We start from the raw sequence: 18,065 nt of genomic DNA, 5'->3' as shown, positions 1-18,065 counted from the left end.
CTATGGGATAATTAGCCATATTTTTATGATATAATATACTTTGCGTGACGACACCTTATTCTGTTGTCACGCTTTTTATAGAAACAAGATTTTATTTATGCCGGAGGCAATAGTATGCTTTTTAATTCTTATGAATTCATGCTTTATTTCTTACCTGTAGCAGTAATTGGATATTTTATATTGCAAAAATTCAATCAAAATATTGCGAAATGTTTCTTAGTGGGCATGTCCCTCTATTTCTATGCATATTTTGAAGTGAAATATCTATTACTAATAGGAGTTTCATTATTTACAAACGCCTTTATAGGCCAACAAATCATACAAAAAACGAATGAAAAAACTCGAAAAATATTATTGACAGTTGGTTTATTGTTTAACATTTCATTACTAGTATATTTCAAATATTCCGATTTCTTCTTAGGCAATATAAATACTATATTTGGAACTGATATACCTTTATTAAAGTTGTTATTGCCTTTAGGGATTAGTTTTATCACCTTCCAAAAAATAGGGTTTTTAGTAGATTGTTATAAGAGAGAATTAACAAATTTTAACTTTATTGATTTTTGCTTATTCGTAACGTTTTTCCCGCAACTTATTGCAGGACCAATTGTTCATCATAGTAAGGTTCTTCCTCAATTCCAGGATGAGTCTAAGAGAAGACCTAATGTTGAAAATATTGCAAAAGGACTTTATATATTCGGGATCGGCCTTACTAAAAAAGTAGTAATTGCTGACTCACTAGCACAATGGGCCGATTTTGGCTTTAGCAATGTAAATCAACTATCTACGACTGATGCATGGATTTCATCGCTTGCATATACATTACAGCTGTATTTTGATTTTAGTGGATATTGTGATATGGCAATAGGTGCCGCGCTATTATTCAATATTACATTACCAATTAACTTCTTCTCTCCTTATAAATCTTTAAGTATTCAAGATTTTTGGAGACGTTGGCATATGACACTAGGGCGATTTTTCACTCAATATGTATATATTCCATTAGGTGGCAGTCGTAAGGGACAAGTTCGAACTTATGTAAATTTATTTACAATCTTCCTTATTAGTGGGATTTGGCATGGCGCTGGATGGACATTTGTTATTTGGGGTGTGTTACATGGATTGGCCATTGTAATACATCGATTATTTAAAAACTTAGGTGGAAAAATGCCTAAAGTGTTTGCATGGATTTTAACAATGGGATTTGTACATGTAACTTGGGTATTTTTCAGAGCAACTTCAGTAGCAGATGCATTAACCATGTTAAATCGCATGTTCAATGTAAATTACTTGCACATCCAAACAGCACTTATCCAGTTCCGTCCAGAAACATTAACCGGTGTTTCTACATTGGATAATTTAATTTATTCAATCGCTAATTTATTCCCATTCCAAGTAACTGGTAGTCAATTTAACTTCCAAACTATCTTATACCTGGCAATTGGAATGGCTATTGTATTATTTACGAAGAATTCTATAGAAAAATTAGAATCTTTTCGTCCCAAACCGATTTATGCTCTTGCATTAGCTAGCATGTTTATACTGTCTTTAATGTATTTAAATCGTGTAAGTTCATTCTTATACTTTAATTTCTAATAACCGTAGGTGAAAAATATGTATAAGCGTTTTATATGTTGGTTTATTATATTCCTATTCATTTTGTCTGGAATAGTTTGCTCTATTGTCTATAAGCTTGATCCATTATACGTATATAAATTTAAGAAAAACGATTATTTTTATGCTACTGAACGCTATCAAATGCCTGGACTTGTTAAAAATATGGATTATGATACTTTATTTGTAGGAACTTCTATGGGCAGAAATTTCCTTGAACCTGATGCTGATAAATTACTCCATACTACAAGCTTTAACGGCTCTCTTCCAGGTTCAACAGCCAGGGAGCAAAATATGACAGCTCAGTTAGCTACGCATTCAAAAACTGTTAAAACTATTATTTGGGAGCTTAATTTATATTCATTCTCTGGAAAACCTGAATGGGTATCAGAAGGAACTTCACCGTTCCCAACTTACATGTATGATACAAATAAATTGAATGATATCCAATATTTCCTTAGCCCATATTCTCGAAAAACAGCATTACAGAACATGAAATTAAAATTAGATCCAACAAAACTTCCACAGGATCCTCATTGGCTTTATAAATTTGGAGATGACGAGCCAAAATTCTCAGTAGATATAGCTAAAAAGGTTGTCGATGGAACACCTCCTCAACCAACCAGTGAGGGTTGGTATCATGAACAAATGCTTAAATCTTTTGATTCTAATATTATTGAACTTGTAAAACAAAACCCGGAAGTACAGTTTACATTTTTCTATGCGCCGTATCCAGTAACATATCACGTAGTTATGGATAAAAACGATCCAAAGCATACAGAAGAAAATATGTTATTTAAAAAAGAAGTATACAATAAATTAAAAGAACTAAAAAATGTAAAACTCTATGATTTCCAAGATCAAAAAGAAGTTACATATAATCTTTCTAATTATATGTCCGATCAAACGCACTATTACAGATATATAAATGATTGGATTGTAAAACAATTAGCGACAATTGAGCCTATTACTAATAAAAAAGATTATGACCAAAGGCTAACTGATTTCTCTAATGAAATAAAGAATTTCGATACTTCTAAACTAATAAATTCAGATGAAAGACCTAAATAATAAAAAGGGCCCATCACAAATGGTGCCCTTTTTATCTTAGAAATTTATTCCTATTTTAATTTCGTACATTGTAATACTCAGTCAACCTTAATCTAAAATCTGTTAGTTCGTCGTAACTTTTTAAATTAGCTAACATCCCTCTAATGACTGGAACCCTTGGATTTGGCAACCGCATTTCAGCCTCCAAAACATCTAGCGTAACAAGCAATTCATCATCTTCTAATTGATCCGCTAATGTACGCTTAAACACAATGATTTCTTTTAAAAAATGTTCTTTCACTTGTTCCTTAATAAGCTCTGATTTACAAAAAAACTCTCCAAGCCTTTCTTCATGTAAAACGGGTTCTTCCAAAGATTCTATGAGTCCATCTACTAAATGATCTACCCTTTTTAAAATAAACGTCGATACATAGGACAAATCAATTTCTAGTGTTTGTAAAATAATTAGTTCTAAATATCCACGACATATCCCTTCCACTATAATTACTAAATCCAATAAATATGGCATAACCCTGTCACCATAAATAGACAATAAACTATTCCGATAAAATGCATGAGATTCTAACTTCATCCGCACCATAAACTCTTCTACTTCTTTATTAAATGGAATCGCATTTTCTCTTGCATGCATAATAATAAATTCTTTATGTTTTTGCACATCAGTAAACTGAAAATATAATTGTTTTTCAAATTTTTCACGTGGTAATAACGACTCTTTTTCAATATCCAACATTTTCTTTTGGATTTTGTCATAATAATATCGAAGTGTTGCTAATAAAAGCTCATCTTTCGATTTAAAATACAAATAAAAAGCCCCTTTTGATATACCACAAGCTGTGACGATCTCTTGTACTGATGTTGCATTTACACCCTTAGTCGCAAATAACTTCATAGCCATCTCTATAATTAAGCGCTCTTTTTCTTTCATATCTTCTCTCCTAAACTTAATTTCGCATCTTATGTAAATTTAAATTCAATTTAATCTTATATTAGCAAGTAGCAAGACCCCTACCCAAAAATTTAACGGGACAAAAAAATTATTTTGAGGCCTATTATCTATATAGAAGCTCAATTAATAAAAGCTAATGATTCAGTAAGGAATAGTAAAAAATCTCCCCCCTTACAGTTTAACTTCATTATACCATCTCTTTTCATTGACTACTGACCGACCAGTCAGTTATATTATGTATTAGACTGACCAGTTGGTCAATACAATAAAAAGGGAGCGCAAACATGAACAAACTCATTAATTTCTCGTTAAAAAATAAGTTCGCGGTTTGGCTACTAACCATTATTGTTACCATTGCAGGCATTTATTCTGGGATGAATATGAAGTTAGAAACAATCCCTGATATTACAACGCCTATTGTAACAGTAACTACGGTTTATCCTGGTGCTACACCAGAAGAAGTAGCTGATAAAATTTCAAAACCAATGGAAGAGCAACTCCAAAATTTAAGCGGTGTAAACGTTGTTAGTTCATCATCTTATCAAAATGCATCTTCTATTCAGGTAGAATATGATTTTGATAAAAATATGGAAAAAGCCGAAACGGAAATTAAAGAATCGCTCGCAAACGTGAAACTGCCAGAAGGTGTGAAAGACCCGAAAGTCTCACGAGTAAACTTTAATGCCTTTCCTGTTATTTCATTAAGCGTAGCGAGTAAAAATGAATCTTTAGCTGCCTTAACAGAAAATGTAGAAAAAAATGTTGTTCCTGGATTAAAAGGACTTGATGGTGTCGCATCTGTTCAAATCGCAGGTCAACAAGTAGACGAAGTACAGCTTGTCTTCAAAAAAGATAAGATGAAAGAATTAGGTTTAAGTGAAGATACGGTAAAAAATATGATTAAAGGTTCGGACGTATCGTTACCACTTGGCTTATATACATTTAAAGATACGGAAAAATCAGTTGTTGTAGATGGTAACATTACAACAATTAAAGCATTAAAAGAATTAAAAATTCCAGCTATCCCTTCATCACCGAATGGTCAAGGTAATCAAAATGCTGATGCTGGAACACAAGCACCACAAATGAATCCAGCCACTATGAACGGCATACCAACGGTTACATTAGAAGACATTGCTGATATTAAAGAAGTCGGAAAAGCAGAGTCTATTTCTCGAACAAATGGAAAAGAAGCAATTGGAATTCAAATTGTGAAGGCTGCTGATGCGAATACAGTTGATGTTGTAAATGCAGTTAAAGATAAAGTAAAAGACCTTGAGAAAAAATATAAAGACTTAGAGATTATTTCAACATTCGATCAAGGTGCGCCTATTGAAAAATCAGTCGAAACAATGCTTAGCAAAGCAATCTTTGGTGCTATCTTTGCGATTGTTATTATTATGTTGTTCCTGCGAAACATTCGAACAACGCTAATCTCTGTCGTTTCTATACCACTTTCTCTATTAATTGCAGTTTTAGTCATAAAACAAATGGATATTACGCTTAACATTATGACACTTGGAGCAATGACAGTCGCTATCGGACGTGTCGTCGATGACTCCATTGTTGTTATTGAAAATATTTATCGACGTATGTCGTTATCAGAAGAAAAATTACGTGGAAAAGATTTAATTCGTGAAGCTACGAAAGAAATGTTTATCCCAATTATGTCTTCTACAATTGTAACAATCGCTGTATTCTTACCTCTTGGGCTTGTAAAGGGTATGATTGGTGAAATGTTCTTACCATTTGCTTTAACAATTGTTTTTGCCCTACTTGCTTCCTTACTTGTGGCAGTTACAATTGTGCCGATGCTAGCACATTCCTTATTTAAGAAGGAAAGCATGCGAGAAAAAGAAGTACATCATGAGGAAAAACCAAGCAAATTAGCAAACGGCTATAAACGTATACTTGAATGGGCTTTAAATCATAAAATCATCACATCAAGTATCGCTGTCCTTCTATTAGTTGGTAGTCTTGCACTTGTACCAATTATCGGTGTCAGCTTCTTACCATCTGAAGAAGAAAAAATGATTATCGCAACGTACAAACCTGAGCCAGGTCAAACGTTAGACGACGTTGAAAAAATTGCAACGAAAGCTGAAAAGCATTTCCAAGATAAAAAAGACGTCAAAACGATTCAATTCTCATTAGGCGGCGAAAACCCAATGAGCCCTGGTCAAACAAATCAAGCAATGTTCTTCGTTCAATATGATAACGATACGAAAAACTTTGAAAAAGAGAAAGAACAAGTCGTTAAAGATTTACAAAATATGTCTGGAAAAGGCGAATGGAAAAACCAAGATTTCGGAGCAAGTGGCGGTAGTAACGAAATTAAACTATACGTTTATGGAGATAGCTCTGAAGAAATTAAGCCTGTCGTGAAAGACATTCAAAATATCATGAAGAAAAATAAAGATTTAAAAGATATAGACTCTAGTGTTGCAAAAACATATGCAGAATATACTTTAGTCGCAGATCAAGAAAAGTTAAGTAAAATGGGGCTAACTGCTGCTCAAATTGGAATGGGACTTTCTAATCAACATGATCGCCCTGTTCTAACAACAATTAAAAAAGACGGTAAAGATATCAATGTATATGTCGAAGCTGAAAAACAAAATTATGAAACAATCGATGATTTAACAAATCGTAAAATTACAACACCACTTGGTAATGAAGTTGCTGTTAAAGATGTTATGACTGTAAAAGAAGGTGAAACTTCTAACACAGTAACACATCGTGATGGCCGTGTTTATGCGGCGGTGAGTGCAAAATTAACATCTGATGACGTTTCAAAAGCATCTGCCGCTGTTCAAAAAGAAGTAGATAAAATGGATCTTCCTTCTGGCGTAGATGTTTCTATGGGCGGTGTTACACAAGATATTCAAGAATCATTCAAACAACTTGGCTTAGCGATGTTAGCTGCGATCGCCATTGTATACTTCGTTCTTGTTGTTACATTTGGCGGTGCCCTTGCACCATTCGCAATTTTATTCTCGCTACCATTCACAATCATTGGTGCACTCGTTGCCTTATTAATCTCTGGCGAAACGTTAAGTGTATCTGCGATGATTGGGGCTCTTATGCTAATTGGTATCGTTGTAACGAACGCAATCGTGCTCATTGACCGTGTTATTCATAAAGAAAATGACGGCCTATCAACACGTGAAGCTTTATTAGAAGCTGGTACAACACGCCTGCGTCCTATCTTAATGACTGCAATTGCAACAATCGGGGCTCTTATCCCGCTTGCATTAGGATTTGAAGGTAGCGGCTTAATTTCTAAAGGACTTGGCGTAACAGTAATTGGTGGATTAACAAGTTCAACGTTATTAACACTTCTTATTGTTCCAATCGTTTATGAAGCACTAAGCAAATTTAAAAAGAAAAAAGTAAAATAAAAAAATAACCTCGCTGACTGCGAGGTTATTTTTTATTTCCGAACAAAATTAGGAAATCACCATATCCTTCTTTCTCTAAATCTTCTCTTGGAATAAAACGTAGCGCCGCTGAATTAATACAGTAACGAAGACCACTTGGTCCTGGGCCGTCTGGAAATACATGCCCTAGATGTGAATCTCCTTCCTTACTTCTCACTTCCGTACGCGTCATATTATGGCTAACATCCATTTTTTCTTTCACACTAGCTGACATAACTGGTTTCGTAAAACTCGGCCATCCACAGCCGCTATCGAACTTATCAAAAGAAGTAAATAATGGTTCACCCGAAACAATATCTACATAAAGCCCTTCTTCTTTGTGATTCCAATATTCATTTTGAAAGGGCGGTTCAGTTCCATTTTCCTGTGTTACATAAAACTGCATCTCGTTTAATCTTTCTTTTAAATGAGCATTATTCTTTGGCCAATGTTGTTTAATAAAAGCATCTCGCCCCGATCCTTTACGGTATAACTCATAGCGGAATGTGTTTTTATTATGATAGCCTTGATGATATTCTTCAGCCAGATAAAACGTAGTAGCTGGCAATATTTTTGTAGCAACCGGCTTCGAAAAACGTCCACTCTTCTCAAGCTCTTCTTTTGAAACCTCTGCCTTTTTATGTTGTTCTTCATTATGATAAAAAATCACTGTTTCATAAGACTGTCCACGGTCGTGGAATTGCCCCCCCATATCAGTCGGGTCAATCTGTCTCCAATATATATTTAACAACTCTTCATACGGCATTTTATTTGCATCAAATGTAATTTGTACTGCTTCATAATGCCCAGTTGTTTCCGAGCACACTTCTTTATACGTTGGATTCTCTTTATGGCCACCTGTATAGCCTGAAACAACCTGTATAATCCCTTCCATCTCTTCAAACGGCGAAACCATGCACCAGAAACACCCACCAGCAAATGTAGCTAATTCTATCTTTTCATTTACAGTCATTATTTCACCCCTATTCTATATTCTCCTTACAGTATGGCATAAGAAACACTTTGTTATAAAAGAAAAAGCATCGAATATCGATGCTTTTTCTTTACTCTATTGTTTTCCAACATCCTGATCCATTTCATCACTTGTCACATCTAAAACATCTAATAAGAAAATGAAGATTGGAATACCGATAATTAGTCCCCACACACCTAAAAAGTGTTCAGAGAAAATTAGTATCATAAACGTGTAGAAGATCGGTAAATTTGTTTTTTGTGACATAAATTTCGGGTTTAACACATAGCTTTCGAGCGCATGGATTACTGTTACGATAACTACGATATAAACGACATACATAATACCGCCGATATTGTAAGCAATCATACAAAGCGGGAATAACGAAATAATAACACCTGCCACTGGAATTAAACCAAGCAAGAAAATCATTAACCCTAAACCTAATAATTGCGGGAAGTCTAATATCCATAATGCGATAACAGATAAAACACAGTTAACAATTGCAATTAAAAATTGTGCTTCGATTACTTTTCCGAATGAACGTGCAAATTTCTTTCCGAAATACTCTATTTCGTTATAAAAAATTGCAAGTCGACTTTCTTTAAATTTCGAAGTAAAAGCAACAATACGTGCTTTTTCAAGTAAGAAAAATAAGCTTAAAATTACAGAAAGTAAAACTTGAAGGCCAAATTTCCCAACATTCGTAATAGATTTATACAAAATGTCTACGCCTTGCCCTACATATTTAGAAAGCTCCATATGATTCACAGCATTAACTGCATACTTAATTAATTCACTATCAGGTGGATTTCTTAAAAATACATTGAATTGATAAATCAATTGTGAAATTTGTATTGTTAATACCGGTAAATATTTAAATAGCGTAATGGCAATTCCTGCCACTAACATTACATATAAAAGCGCTATAATAATTTTCCGATTAATTGGCATGAAATGATCTAATTTACGAGAAATAAACTTTTGGAATCGATCCATTAAATACGTCAACATAAACGTAATTAAAATTAAATTTAACATACTTTGCATCCCATACAATATGAGAGCAAGTAATACTAATACGATTAACCTCTGAAATCCTTTGCTTTGAAACAGGTTTTTTATTTGCATAATCGACGAGTACTCTCTCCTGTCCTATAAAGTAAAACTTTAACAAGTAGCTCTCTCTCTATTCTCTACTTATAATTATCCTTTAATATTAAAGCCATTGCGAGCAATTTATCTTCAACCTTAACCGCTCGTTAATTGTGCTATATATTATGTTACTTCTTATTTTACAATACAATGACCTATTTCAAAACGCATTATGCACAGTATTAATGAAGATTTAAGGAAACTTTTATTCTTCAATAGGTCTTACCACTACTGTAACATAAAAAGCAAGCTATCAGTAGAAATCCGTCCTACAAATAGCTTGCTTTTATAATTTTTTAAGTAAGTTATATTACCCAATGAATGGCATAAACATCGGAATGACAACTACTGTTACAACCCCAACTACTGTTACAGCAATACTTGCCATAGCTGCCTCTACTTCACCCATTTCGATCCCTACAGCAACCCCTAATGCATGTCCCGCTGTTCCAAGAGCTAAACCTTTAGCAATCGGATGTTTAACTCTAAATGTTTTTAAGAATAAAGCTCCTAATGCGTATACGATAACTGCATTAAAGATAACTGCAAATGATGTAATTGCTGGAATACCACCGATACTTTCAGAGATTGGTAATGCAATTGCTGTTGTTGCTGCCTGCGGTAACATTGAGTTCATTACAGCTGTATCTAGACCAATTGCTTTTGCGACAATGAACACAACAACCACTGAACAAATAGATCCAACCACGATAGCCGATAAAATTTGCCACCAATATTTTTTTAACTTATCAACTTGTTTATATAATGGAATTGCAAATGCGATTGTTGCTGGTTCTAAGAAGAAACTAATCATCTTTCCGCCCGTATTATATTCCTCAAAGGTAAAGTTACCTACCTTTAAAAATACAATCCCTAATACCATTGCTACGAATAATGGTGTAAATAAGAAGAATCCTTTTGAGTGTTTGAATAAAAACGTTCCAATTCCGTATGCAATTAATGAAACGACGATCCCGAAATATGGAGTCATTGTGCTTGTCATGTTCATTACCTCCTAACCATGTATGGTCTAAAATAGTTACGCGACTTTTCCGTGTTTGCTTCCTTTGTTTACAACTTTCAACTCTTTTGTATCTTTTGTTTCTTTGTCATCTTTACCTAAAATCAATTGTGCAAATAAACCTGTTACAGCAAGTAAAATAATTGTTGCGACAACGATTACAGTTAAAATTTGTACGAAATATTGGCTCATTACACCAAGAGAGTTAATGACTGAAATACCTGATGGGACGAAAAGGAATCCGATAATACCTGTTAAAGCTGTTCCGAGTGATTCAACTTGCTCCAATTTAATAACCTTTAAACATAATAGACTAAATAAAACGACTAACCCGATTACTGATGAAGGCATCGGAATTGGTAAATGGGTTGAGATAATATTAGAAACTAACATAATAGCTGAAAAAACGAATATTTGTGATAGAAAACCATATACTTTTTTTGTGCTCATTTTGGCCACCTCTTTTGATTTGGTACCTTTATTTTATAGGATATAAAAATCAAAGCAAGCGTTTACATAACGGGATGTCAAATATATACAGCCAATTACAATAATCATACGGTGAAATACAAAAGCTGCTTCTTAAATACGAAGCAGCTTTTTAAGTTCTTTTGCATATGTACGGCTAACTGGGACTTTGGATCCCTCTTTCATAATTAAGTTATAAGTCGAATTAAACCACGGCTGTATTTCAGAAATATGATTAATATTAGCAACGAAACTACGATGAACACGCATAAAAATTGTTTGTGGTAATTTCTTTTCCAAAATGACAAGCGTATCATGTGTTACATATGTTTCTTTCATTGTTTTTACAGTTACTTTCCCATCTACAAGCCCCACATAAATAATATCTTCAATGTTAACAAGTACAATTGATTCCTCAATCGGTAATGCTAATTTATGCATTTCGGTCGTTACATCTACACTCTTTACATCTTGCTTTGTTTCTAATTTTATTTGCTTTTGTTTTTTATATTTCTTTAATGTCTGTACGATACGTTCTTCATCAAATGGCTTTAAAATGTAATCTAATGCATCTACTTCAAATGCTTGCAGCGCATATTGATCATATGCAGTAGCAAACACAATTGAAGGTGGATTTTTCATTTTCTTTAATATATTTGCGATTTCAAATCCGTTATCATCAGATAACTGAATATCTAGAAAAACAATATCTGGTTTGTTTTTCATTAATTCTTCTAATGCATCCTCTACACAATCCGCCTCACCAATTATCTCTACTTCTTTTGTTTGCTCTAATAAATATTTCAATTCATCCCGTGCTAACATTTCATCATCAACTACTAATACTTTTAACACTCCGTTTTTCCTCCTCTATTTTTTTCGGAATTACAAAGAGGATCTTTGTCCCTTGCTCCAATTCACTTTCAATTTGAAGCATTGTCTCTTTCCCAAATAACCCGATAAGTCGTTCATTAATATTATATAAAGCTGTTCCAGTCCCCTTCTTTGATGGAACTACCATTTTTCCTAATTGCTCTAGACGTTCAATCTTAATCCCTTGTCCATTATCCTTCACTTCAAAGTGAACCATTCCTTCTTTTTCAAACACATGTACCTCGACTTGGCACACTGGCTGCTTTTTCGGAAAAGCATGGCGCAATGCATTTTCAACTAATAACTGAAGCACAAATGGTGGAACTAAAGTCACCTTTAGTTCCTCTTCAATATACATCTTCACTTCATACTTATTTGGAAATCTCGCTTGCTCTAACGATAAATATGCATGTACATGATTCAACTCTTGTTCTAATGGAATAAGTAATTGTCGTGCCCCTTGCAAATTACAACGAAAATAAACGCTAAGCTGCAATAATAATTTTCTCGCCTTTTCTACATCTGTTCGGCATAAAGCTGATACTGTATTAATTGCATTAAATAAAAAATGCGGATTGATTTGTGCTTGCAGCGCTTTTATTTCAGCATCTTGCAATAACTTACTTTGTAACTCAGCTTCACCTAACTCAAGCTGTGTGGAGAATATTTTCGCCAGACCTTCCGCTAACTCTTCTTCAACACGACTTAATTGATTAGAGTTTTTAAAATAAAGTTTTAATGTTCCTATCGTATTTCCATGTGAAGTTAATGGAATAACAACTGCCGCTTGTAATGGACACCCTTCATGTTGACAATTAATAATCTCACGTGATTTTGCCTTCATTATTTCCCCTGTTTTTAATACTTCTTTTGATAAACCTGTTATTAAACTGTGTGAAGGAATATGATGATCTGATGCTAATCCAACGTGAGCTAAGATTTTCTCTGTATCTGTTAAGGATACCGCATCCGTTCCCGTAAAGCGGTGAATAATTTGTGCCACATGTTTACAAGACTCTTCTGTTAACCCTTGGCGGAAATATGGTAACGTCTTATCAGCAATTCGTAATACTTTATGCGTTTGCAAAGCTTTTGCGTTTTCTTCTTGTCGTAAAATGGCTAGTATCATCGAAAGTAAAATAAAACTGCCAAAACTATTTACAAGAATCATCGGTAGCGCAATTGTTTTCACAACACTAAGTCCATCTTCTATAATTAATAGAATCATAAGCATTTCTAAAGTAACGATAAAAACACTTAAAACCGCAGAAAATTTAGGTGTAATAGTACGGTTATATTTTTTGAAGATGTATCCAATATAACCTGTTATAATCCCAGCCAAAATTGATGAGATTGCACAACTTACTGCCGTGGTCCCGCCAAGCATATAACGATGAATACCCGCAATAGAACCTACTCCAATTCCGACGATAGGACCACCTAGCAACCCACTAATTCCCACACCCATAATTCGTGTATTCGCAATTGTGCTGGATGATGAAACACCTTGTAACCAATTTTCATTCATAATAGTATTTCCTGCTATTTCAATCCCTGTGTAATTGCTCACAATTGTAAACACTGAAAAAATACAAATAAGCTTAAACTTATCTACATATCCGTCTTGCTTATGAAGAAGACGCCGGAACGTTTTAATATGAGAAAGTAAAAATCCTAAAATAACAATAAGTCCGACGCGTTCAATCATCATAAGTACTAAATTTAGCATCTGTGATTCATTCCTTTTTATATTAGTTAGTTTTATTATGGGAAAATAATGAAGTGGGCGTCAAGAAGAATGAAATGTTTTTTGAAATATTTTACACATAACAATCTCCCCTTTATTTGACAATCTAACAGAAGAGTGCTAAAAATAAAGTAATATAATACAGTCCTTTAACCCAACCCCGTGAGGTTGAGAAGGAAGTCGGAATATAATATACGTATGTTCTTTTTTAAGGGATACGTATGCTTTTTTGGCCTTCTCATCATATCAGGTGAGAAGGCCTTTTGTTATTCTTCCATAGCGACTGTAGAAGAAAATAAGGAGGAGTAATAATGAACATTACTACTGATGTACAATCATCAACAGAGGAGACGAAAGAGAAAAGATATAAAACATTATTTGGTTCTGCGCTAGGATACGCTGCAGAAGGACTAGATATGTTGCTCTTATCTTTCGTACTTGTCTACATTCTAAAAGAATTTCACCTTAGCCCTGTCGAGGGAGGGAACTTAACATTAGCCACAACAATTGGGATGTTAATTGGTTCCTATTTATTCGGATTTATTGCTGATTTATTCGGTCGTATTCGTACAATGGCCTTTACAATCTTACTATTTTCACTAGCAACCGCACTTATTTATTTCGCAACAGATTATTGGCAATTATTAATTCTTCGCTTTTTAGTTGGAATGGGCGTTGGTGGTGAATTCGGGATTGGAATGGCCATCGTAACAGAAACATGGTCTAAAGAAATGCGCGCTAAAGCGACATCAGTTGTTGCACTTGGCTGGCAATTTGGCGTCCTAGTTGCTTCACTCCTTCCAGCATTTATCGTCCCGCATTTTGGATGGAGAGCTGTTTTCTTATTTGGACTAATTCCAGCTTTACTAGCTGTCTATGTACGTAAAAGTTTAAGTGAACCGAAAATATGGGAACAAAAACAACGCTACAAAAAGGAATTGTTACAAAAAGAAGATGAAGGTAATTTAACGACTACTGAAGCAGAACAACTAAAACAAATGAAAAAGTTCCCACTTCGAAAGTTATTTGCAAGTAAAAAAGTAACAATAACAACAATTGGTCTTATTATCATGTCATTTATCCAGAACTTCGGATATTATGGGATTTTCACATGGATGCCAACTATTTTAGCGAATAAATATAACTATACATTAGCAAAAGCAAGCGGTTGGATGTTCATTTCTACTATTGGTATGCTAATTGGAATTGCAACCTTTGGTATTCTAGCCGATAAAATTGGCCGCCGCAAAACATTTTCATTATATTATATTGGCGGTACTATATACTGCCTCATTTACTTCTTCCTATTCACAGATGCGACATCATTGTTATGGGGAAGTGCCCTACTTGGATTCTTTGCAAATGGAATGATGGGAGGATTCGGAGCGATTTTAGCTGAAAATTATCCTGCTGAAGCTCGCTCTACGGCAGAAAACTTTATTTTTGGCACAGGGCGTGGGTTAGCTGGATTTGGACCGGTTATTATTGGATTACTCGCTACGGGCGGCAATCTACTTGGAGCGTTGTCCCTAATTTTTATTATCTATCCAATCGGATTGATTACGATGCTATTATGTGTACCCGAAACAAAGGGAAAAGTGTTAGATTAAGCATAAAAGAGGAAGCATCTCACTTAAGATGCTTCCTCTTTTCAATGTTTGTTTATTATTTACTTTGATTTACTAGCTTTCTGGAATAAGAAAGCTGTTTTATCTTTTTCTTCTACAATTCCTTGCTTTAATGCTAATTCACCTGCAACTTTAGGTGCTAGCCACAGCATCGGGAATAATAGAATTGATACAGGAACAGCCGTCACTACAATAAAGGATTGTAGTGCATTAATACTTCCCTCACCCATATATAAAAGAATTGCTGCAACTGCGCCCATAATAAGCGACCAAAAAATTCGCAAGCTAATTCTAGGATCTCCATCTCCCGTCACTGCCATTGAAATGGAATAGGCCATTGAATCTCCTGTTGTCACTACAAATAAAATTGTTAATAAAAGAAATGCTGGTCCGATAATATTAGAAAGTGGTAATTGTTGCGTAATTGCAATCATAGCCGCAGGCATACCAGATTCACTTAATGCCACCGAGATAGAGCCTGGCTTCATTAACTCATAAAACACACCAGATCCACCCAGTATAGTAAACCAAAACGTTGTAATAATAGGTGCGATAATTCCAATTGCAACGATTATTTCTCGAATTGTTCTTCCTCTTGAAATTCGGCTCACTAAAATTGCCATCATCGGTCCATATCCAATAAACCATCCCCAGAAGAAGATTGTCCACGACCCTAACCAGCCTGTATCACCACGATATGTGCTTATTGGAATAAATTCATGTATATAAAATCCAAACGAAGAAACAAATGAATCAATAATAAATCCACCTGGTCCAAATAATAATACGAATGCCATTAATAAAATTGCTAGTCTAACATTTAAATCACTTATAATTTGAATCCCTTTATCAATTCCCGTTACCGCAGATATAGTAGAAACGGCCACTACACAAATAATAATTGCTAATTGAGTAGTAAACACATCAGGAATTCCAAACAATGCTTGTAAGCCATAACTTGCTTGTAGTCCTAAAAATCCGATTGGACCAATTGTTCCTGCAGCTACCGCAATAATTGCAAACACATCGATCATTGTTCCAAGCCAACTCTTTCGCAATTTCTCCCCAAAAATAGGATATAAAAGCGTTCGAGGTTTTAACGGCATACCTTTATGATAATGCCCATACATCATAACTACTGCACTAATTGTCCCTAAAATCGTCCATGCTAAGAAACCCCAGTGCATATAACTTTGTGCTAAAGCAGGCATGACTGCTTCTTGCGTTCCAGCGGATACACCTTCATGTATTGGCGGAACTGTCATAAAATGATACATCGGCTCTGCTGCTGCCCAGAAAACACCACCGCCAGCAAGTAGCGTAGCCATAATAATTGCTAACCATTTCGCCGTACTAATCTCAGGCTTATCTAGCCCCCCGAGTTTAACCCTCCCATATTTTGAAAAGGCCATACCCATCGCAACGACAAATGTACCAATTAATAAAACTTGCCAAAAAGCACCAAAATATTTAATTGAAGCTGTAAAACTGCTATTAATGACTCCCTCTACGTAACTTTTATTTAAAATAACTGCAATTACAAATAATAAAAGTGAGCCACCACTAATAAGAAATACAGGCCAATCAGTTTTTTGACTCTTCATCCTCATTTACCTTCCTCCTTCCTCAGCAATCTAAAAAAACAACTTCATTATGTTTTATTGTTTATATTCCACACACAATAATTATATAAGTATAATGTTTTAGTGATTTCACACACTTATGTTGTCCCTAAAAATATGCTAAATCCTTTATTTTAAAAGAATATCCTATTCCTCTTACATAAAAACGCAAAACAAAAGACCTTATATTTCTATAAGGTCTTCGAAACAGAAATTTGATTATAACACAAGGAAATGGCCGTTTCAAAAAAGGGCGTGCTAAAAGAGCTAGAAGTAAAGGCTTCCAACTGCTATCTAATAGGAATTAAAAAAAATTTAAATTTCACGATTGATACCTTTATATTACAAACTACTTATGGAAAAAATTAGGAGAGATAGTGTCATTTGGATACGGTTTATGATAAATATGAGTTGCAGCAGGTGATAACGGAGGAATTAACCATACCCAGTTGCCAGTTACAACCCGTCCACAAGCAACTTCTTGCTTCTCAAACTGCTGAAATTGCTGGGCGGCAGTATGGTGATCTACAATGCTAACCCCTTGTTTTTTGAAAGAATGTAAAACAGCTATATTTAACTCAATTAACGCTTTGTCTTTCCATAACGTACTATTTCTAGAAGTATCTAAATTCATCATCTCTGCAACTGCTGGAAGCAAATTATAACGGTCATGATCCGCTAAATTACGAGCACCAATTTCAGTCCCCATATACCATCCATTAAACGGGGCTGCTGTATAAGAAATACCACCAATTTCTAAACGCATGTCTGAAATCATCGGTACCCCATACCATTTTACTTCTAGTGATGAAATTGGGTACTCTGGATGTTCAATTGGTACCTCTTTCACTTCTTTTTTAGGAATTTCTTTATATACAGGATCCTTTCCATCAACAGAAAATACAAGCGGTAATACGTCAAAATGTGTACCTTCTCCTTGCCACCCAAGACCTTGACATAAATCAGTAAATGCGGCGGAGTGTGAGTCACCAATCACTCCCATTTCCGTTTTGTATCCTGCATATCGAATTAATTGATGATTATAAAGTCGTATATTATTCTCTTCACCTTGATATTGCTTAAAAATCGTAATTGTCGGTTTAACTTTCCCATCATTCGTCGCATATTTAATATGATGAATTAATGCATTATATACACCTTCCTCATCATTTACTTCACGCGCATCTAATATGTGCATCTTACTCCAAAATAATCTCCCAATGCATCTATTACTATTACGCCATGCCATTCGTGATCCATGAACAAGCTCTTCAAATGTATGCTCATACGTTCCAGTCTTTTCTATCTCTATTAAAATTTCGTTCATACGCTCTTTTATTAATTTCTCTTTATTAAGTTCCTTATAGCAAACGGTAATAAAATTACTTGCTTCCTCTATTAATTGTTTCGTTTTGCTCATAAACAATCTCCTTCTATCTCAACAAGACACTACTACTTTACAGTATAAGCAAAAAGGATACGAGTCACAAACGAAATCAAGAGTGTTACTTTTATCGTAATA

13 protein-coding genes and 1 pseudogene are annotated in these 18,065 nt (G+C 34.6%); 4 read left to right on the top strand and 10 right to left on the bottom strand.

What is annotated here, in order from left to right:
* Positions 1 to 114 precede the first annotated feature (114 nt).
* Complete coding sequence (locus V7038_RS04775) at positions 115 to 1,599, top strand: MBOAT family O-acyltransferase (RefSeq protein WP_002113178.1); 1,485 nt, start codon at positions 115 to 117, stop codon at positions 1,597 to 1,599.
* Between the two features lie 18 nt (positions 1,600 to 1,617).
* Positions 1,618 to 2,688: a hypothetical protein gene (locus V7038_RS04770; protein ID WP_002113179.1), complete on the top strand. Its 1,071-nt coding sequence runs from the start codon at positions 1,618 to 1,620 to the stop codon at positions 2,686 to 2,688.
* A gap of 55 nt (positions 2,689 to 2,743) precedes the next feature.
* Here V7038_RS04770 and V7038_RS04765 read toward each other — a convergent pair whose 3' ends face one another.
* A complete protein-coding gene (locus V7038_RS04765) occupies positions 2,744 to 3,616 on the bottom strand; it encodes a TetR/AcrR family transcriptional regulator (protein WP_002113180.1) in 873 nt (290 codons plus the stop codon).
* A gap of 305 nt (positions 3,617 to 3,921) precedes the next feature.
* Between V7038_RS04765 and V7038_RS04760 the strand changes: the two genes are divergently transcribed.
* A complete protein-coding gene (locus V7038_RS04760) occupies positions 3,922 to 7,038 on the top strand; it encodes an efflux RND transporter permease subunit (RefSeq protein WP_335469345.1) in 3,117 nt (1,038 codons plus the stop codon).
* Positions 7,039 to 7,063: 25 nt separating this feature from the next.
* On the opposite strand, the gene msrB is transcribed toward V7038_RS04760, so the two are convergent.
* The 7 genes and pseudogenes from msrB to lytS form a co-directional block, all read right to left on the bottom strand.
* Positions 7,064 to 7,516 carry a peptide-methionine (R)-S-oxide reductase MsrB gene (msrB, locus tag V7038_RS29495; protein ID WP_415858044.1) on the bottom strand — a complete coding sequence of 151 codons (453 nt, stop codon included), beginning with the start codon at positions 7,514 to 7,516 and terminating at the stop codon, positions 7,064 to 7,066.
* A gap of 45 nt (positions 7,517 to 7,561) precedes the next feature.
* Positions 7,562 to 8,029: pseudogene (gene msrA / locus V7038_RS29490) on the bottom strand (peptide-methionine (S)-S-oxide reductase MsrA); the annotation flags it as partial.
* Between the two features lie 96 nt (positions 8,030 to 8,125).
* Positions 8,126 to 9,160: an AI-2E family transporter gene (locus V7038_RS04750; RefSeq protein ID WP_070129266.1), complete on the bottom strand. Its 1,035-nt coding sequence runs from the start codon at positions 9,158 to 9,160 to the stop codon at positions 8,126 to 8,128.
* A 334-nt stretch (positions 9,161 to 9,494) separates the two neighbouring features.
* Positions 9,495 to 10,187: an antiholin-like protein LrgB gene (gene lrgB / locus V7038_RS04745; RefSeq protein WP_002113184.1), complete on the bottom strand. Its 693-nt coding sequence runs from the start codon at positions 10,185 to 10,187 to the stop codon at positions 9,495 to 9,497.
* A gap of 36 nt (positions 10,188 to 10,223) precedes the next feature.
* Positions 10,224 to 10,655, bottom strand: coding sequence for an antiholin-like murein hydrolase modulator LrgA (gene lrgA / locus V7038_RS04740; RefSeq protein ID WP_002113185.1), 432 nt, complete (start codon positions 10,653 to 10,655; stop codon positions 10,224 to 10,226).
* 132 nt (positions 10,656 to 10,787) lie between these two features.
* Positions 10,788 to 11,528, bottom strand: coding sequence for a LytR/AlgR family response regulator transcription factor (locus V7038_RS04735; RefSeq protein ID WP_002113186.1), 741 nt, complete (start codon positions 11,526 to 11,528; stop codon positions 10,788 to 10,790).
* Positions 11,506 to 13,275, bottom strand: coding sequence for a two-component system sensor histidine kinase LytS (gene lytS / locus V7038_RS04730; protein ID WP_335469343.1), 1,770 nt, complete (start codon positions 13,273 to 13,275; stop codon positions 11,506 to 11,508). Before lytS ends, V7038_RS04735 begins: the two co-directional genes overlap by 23 nt.
* Positions 13,276 to 13,604: 329 nt before the next feature.
* Here lytS and V7038_RS04725 point away from each other — a divergent pair, with 329 nt between their 5' ends.
* Positions 13,605 to 14,903 carry an MFS transporter gene (locus tag V7038_RS04725; RefSeq protein ID WP_002113188.1) on the top strand — a complete coding sequence of 433 codons (1,299 nt, stop codon included), beginning with the start codon at positions 13,605 to 13,607 and terminating at the stop codon, positions 14,901 to 14,903.
* 59 nt (positions 14,904 to 14,962) lie between these two features.
* Here V7038_RS04725 and V7038_RS04720 read toward each other — a convergent pair whose 3' ends face one another.
* Together V7038_RS04720 and V7038_RS04715 are read right to left on the bottom strand one after the other, a co-directional pair.
* Complete coding sequence (locus V7038_RS04720; RefSeq protein ID WP_070129269.1) at positions 14,963 to 16,531, bottom strand: BCCT family transporter; 1,569 nt, start codon at positions 16,529 to 16,531, stop codon at positions 14,963 to 14,965.
* A 361-nt stretch (positions 16,532 to 16,892) separates the two neighbouring features.
* Entirely contained in the window at positions 16,893 to 17,963 is a 1,071-nt protein-coding gene (locus tag V7038_RS04715) for a nitric oxide synthase oxygenase (RefSeq protein ID WP_002113190.1), read from the bottom strand.
* Positions 17,964 to 18,065 lie beyond the last annotated feature (102 nt).

The sequence above is a fragment of the Bacillus sp. JJ783 genome (assembly GCF_036963225.1).
In the GTDB taxonomy this organism is placed as follows: domain Bacteria; phylum Bacillota; class Bacilli; order Bacillales; family Bacillaceae_G; genus Bacillus_A; species Bacillus_A cereus_U.
The sequence above is the reverse complement of the archived record's forward strand: the minus strand, read 5'-3'. Positions and strand labels throughout refer to the sequence as shown.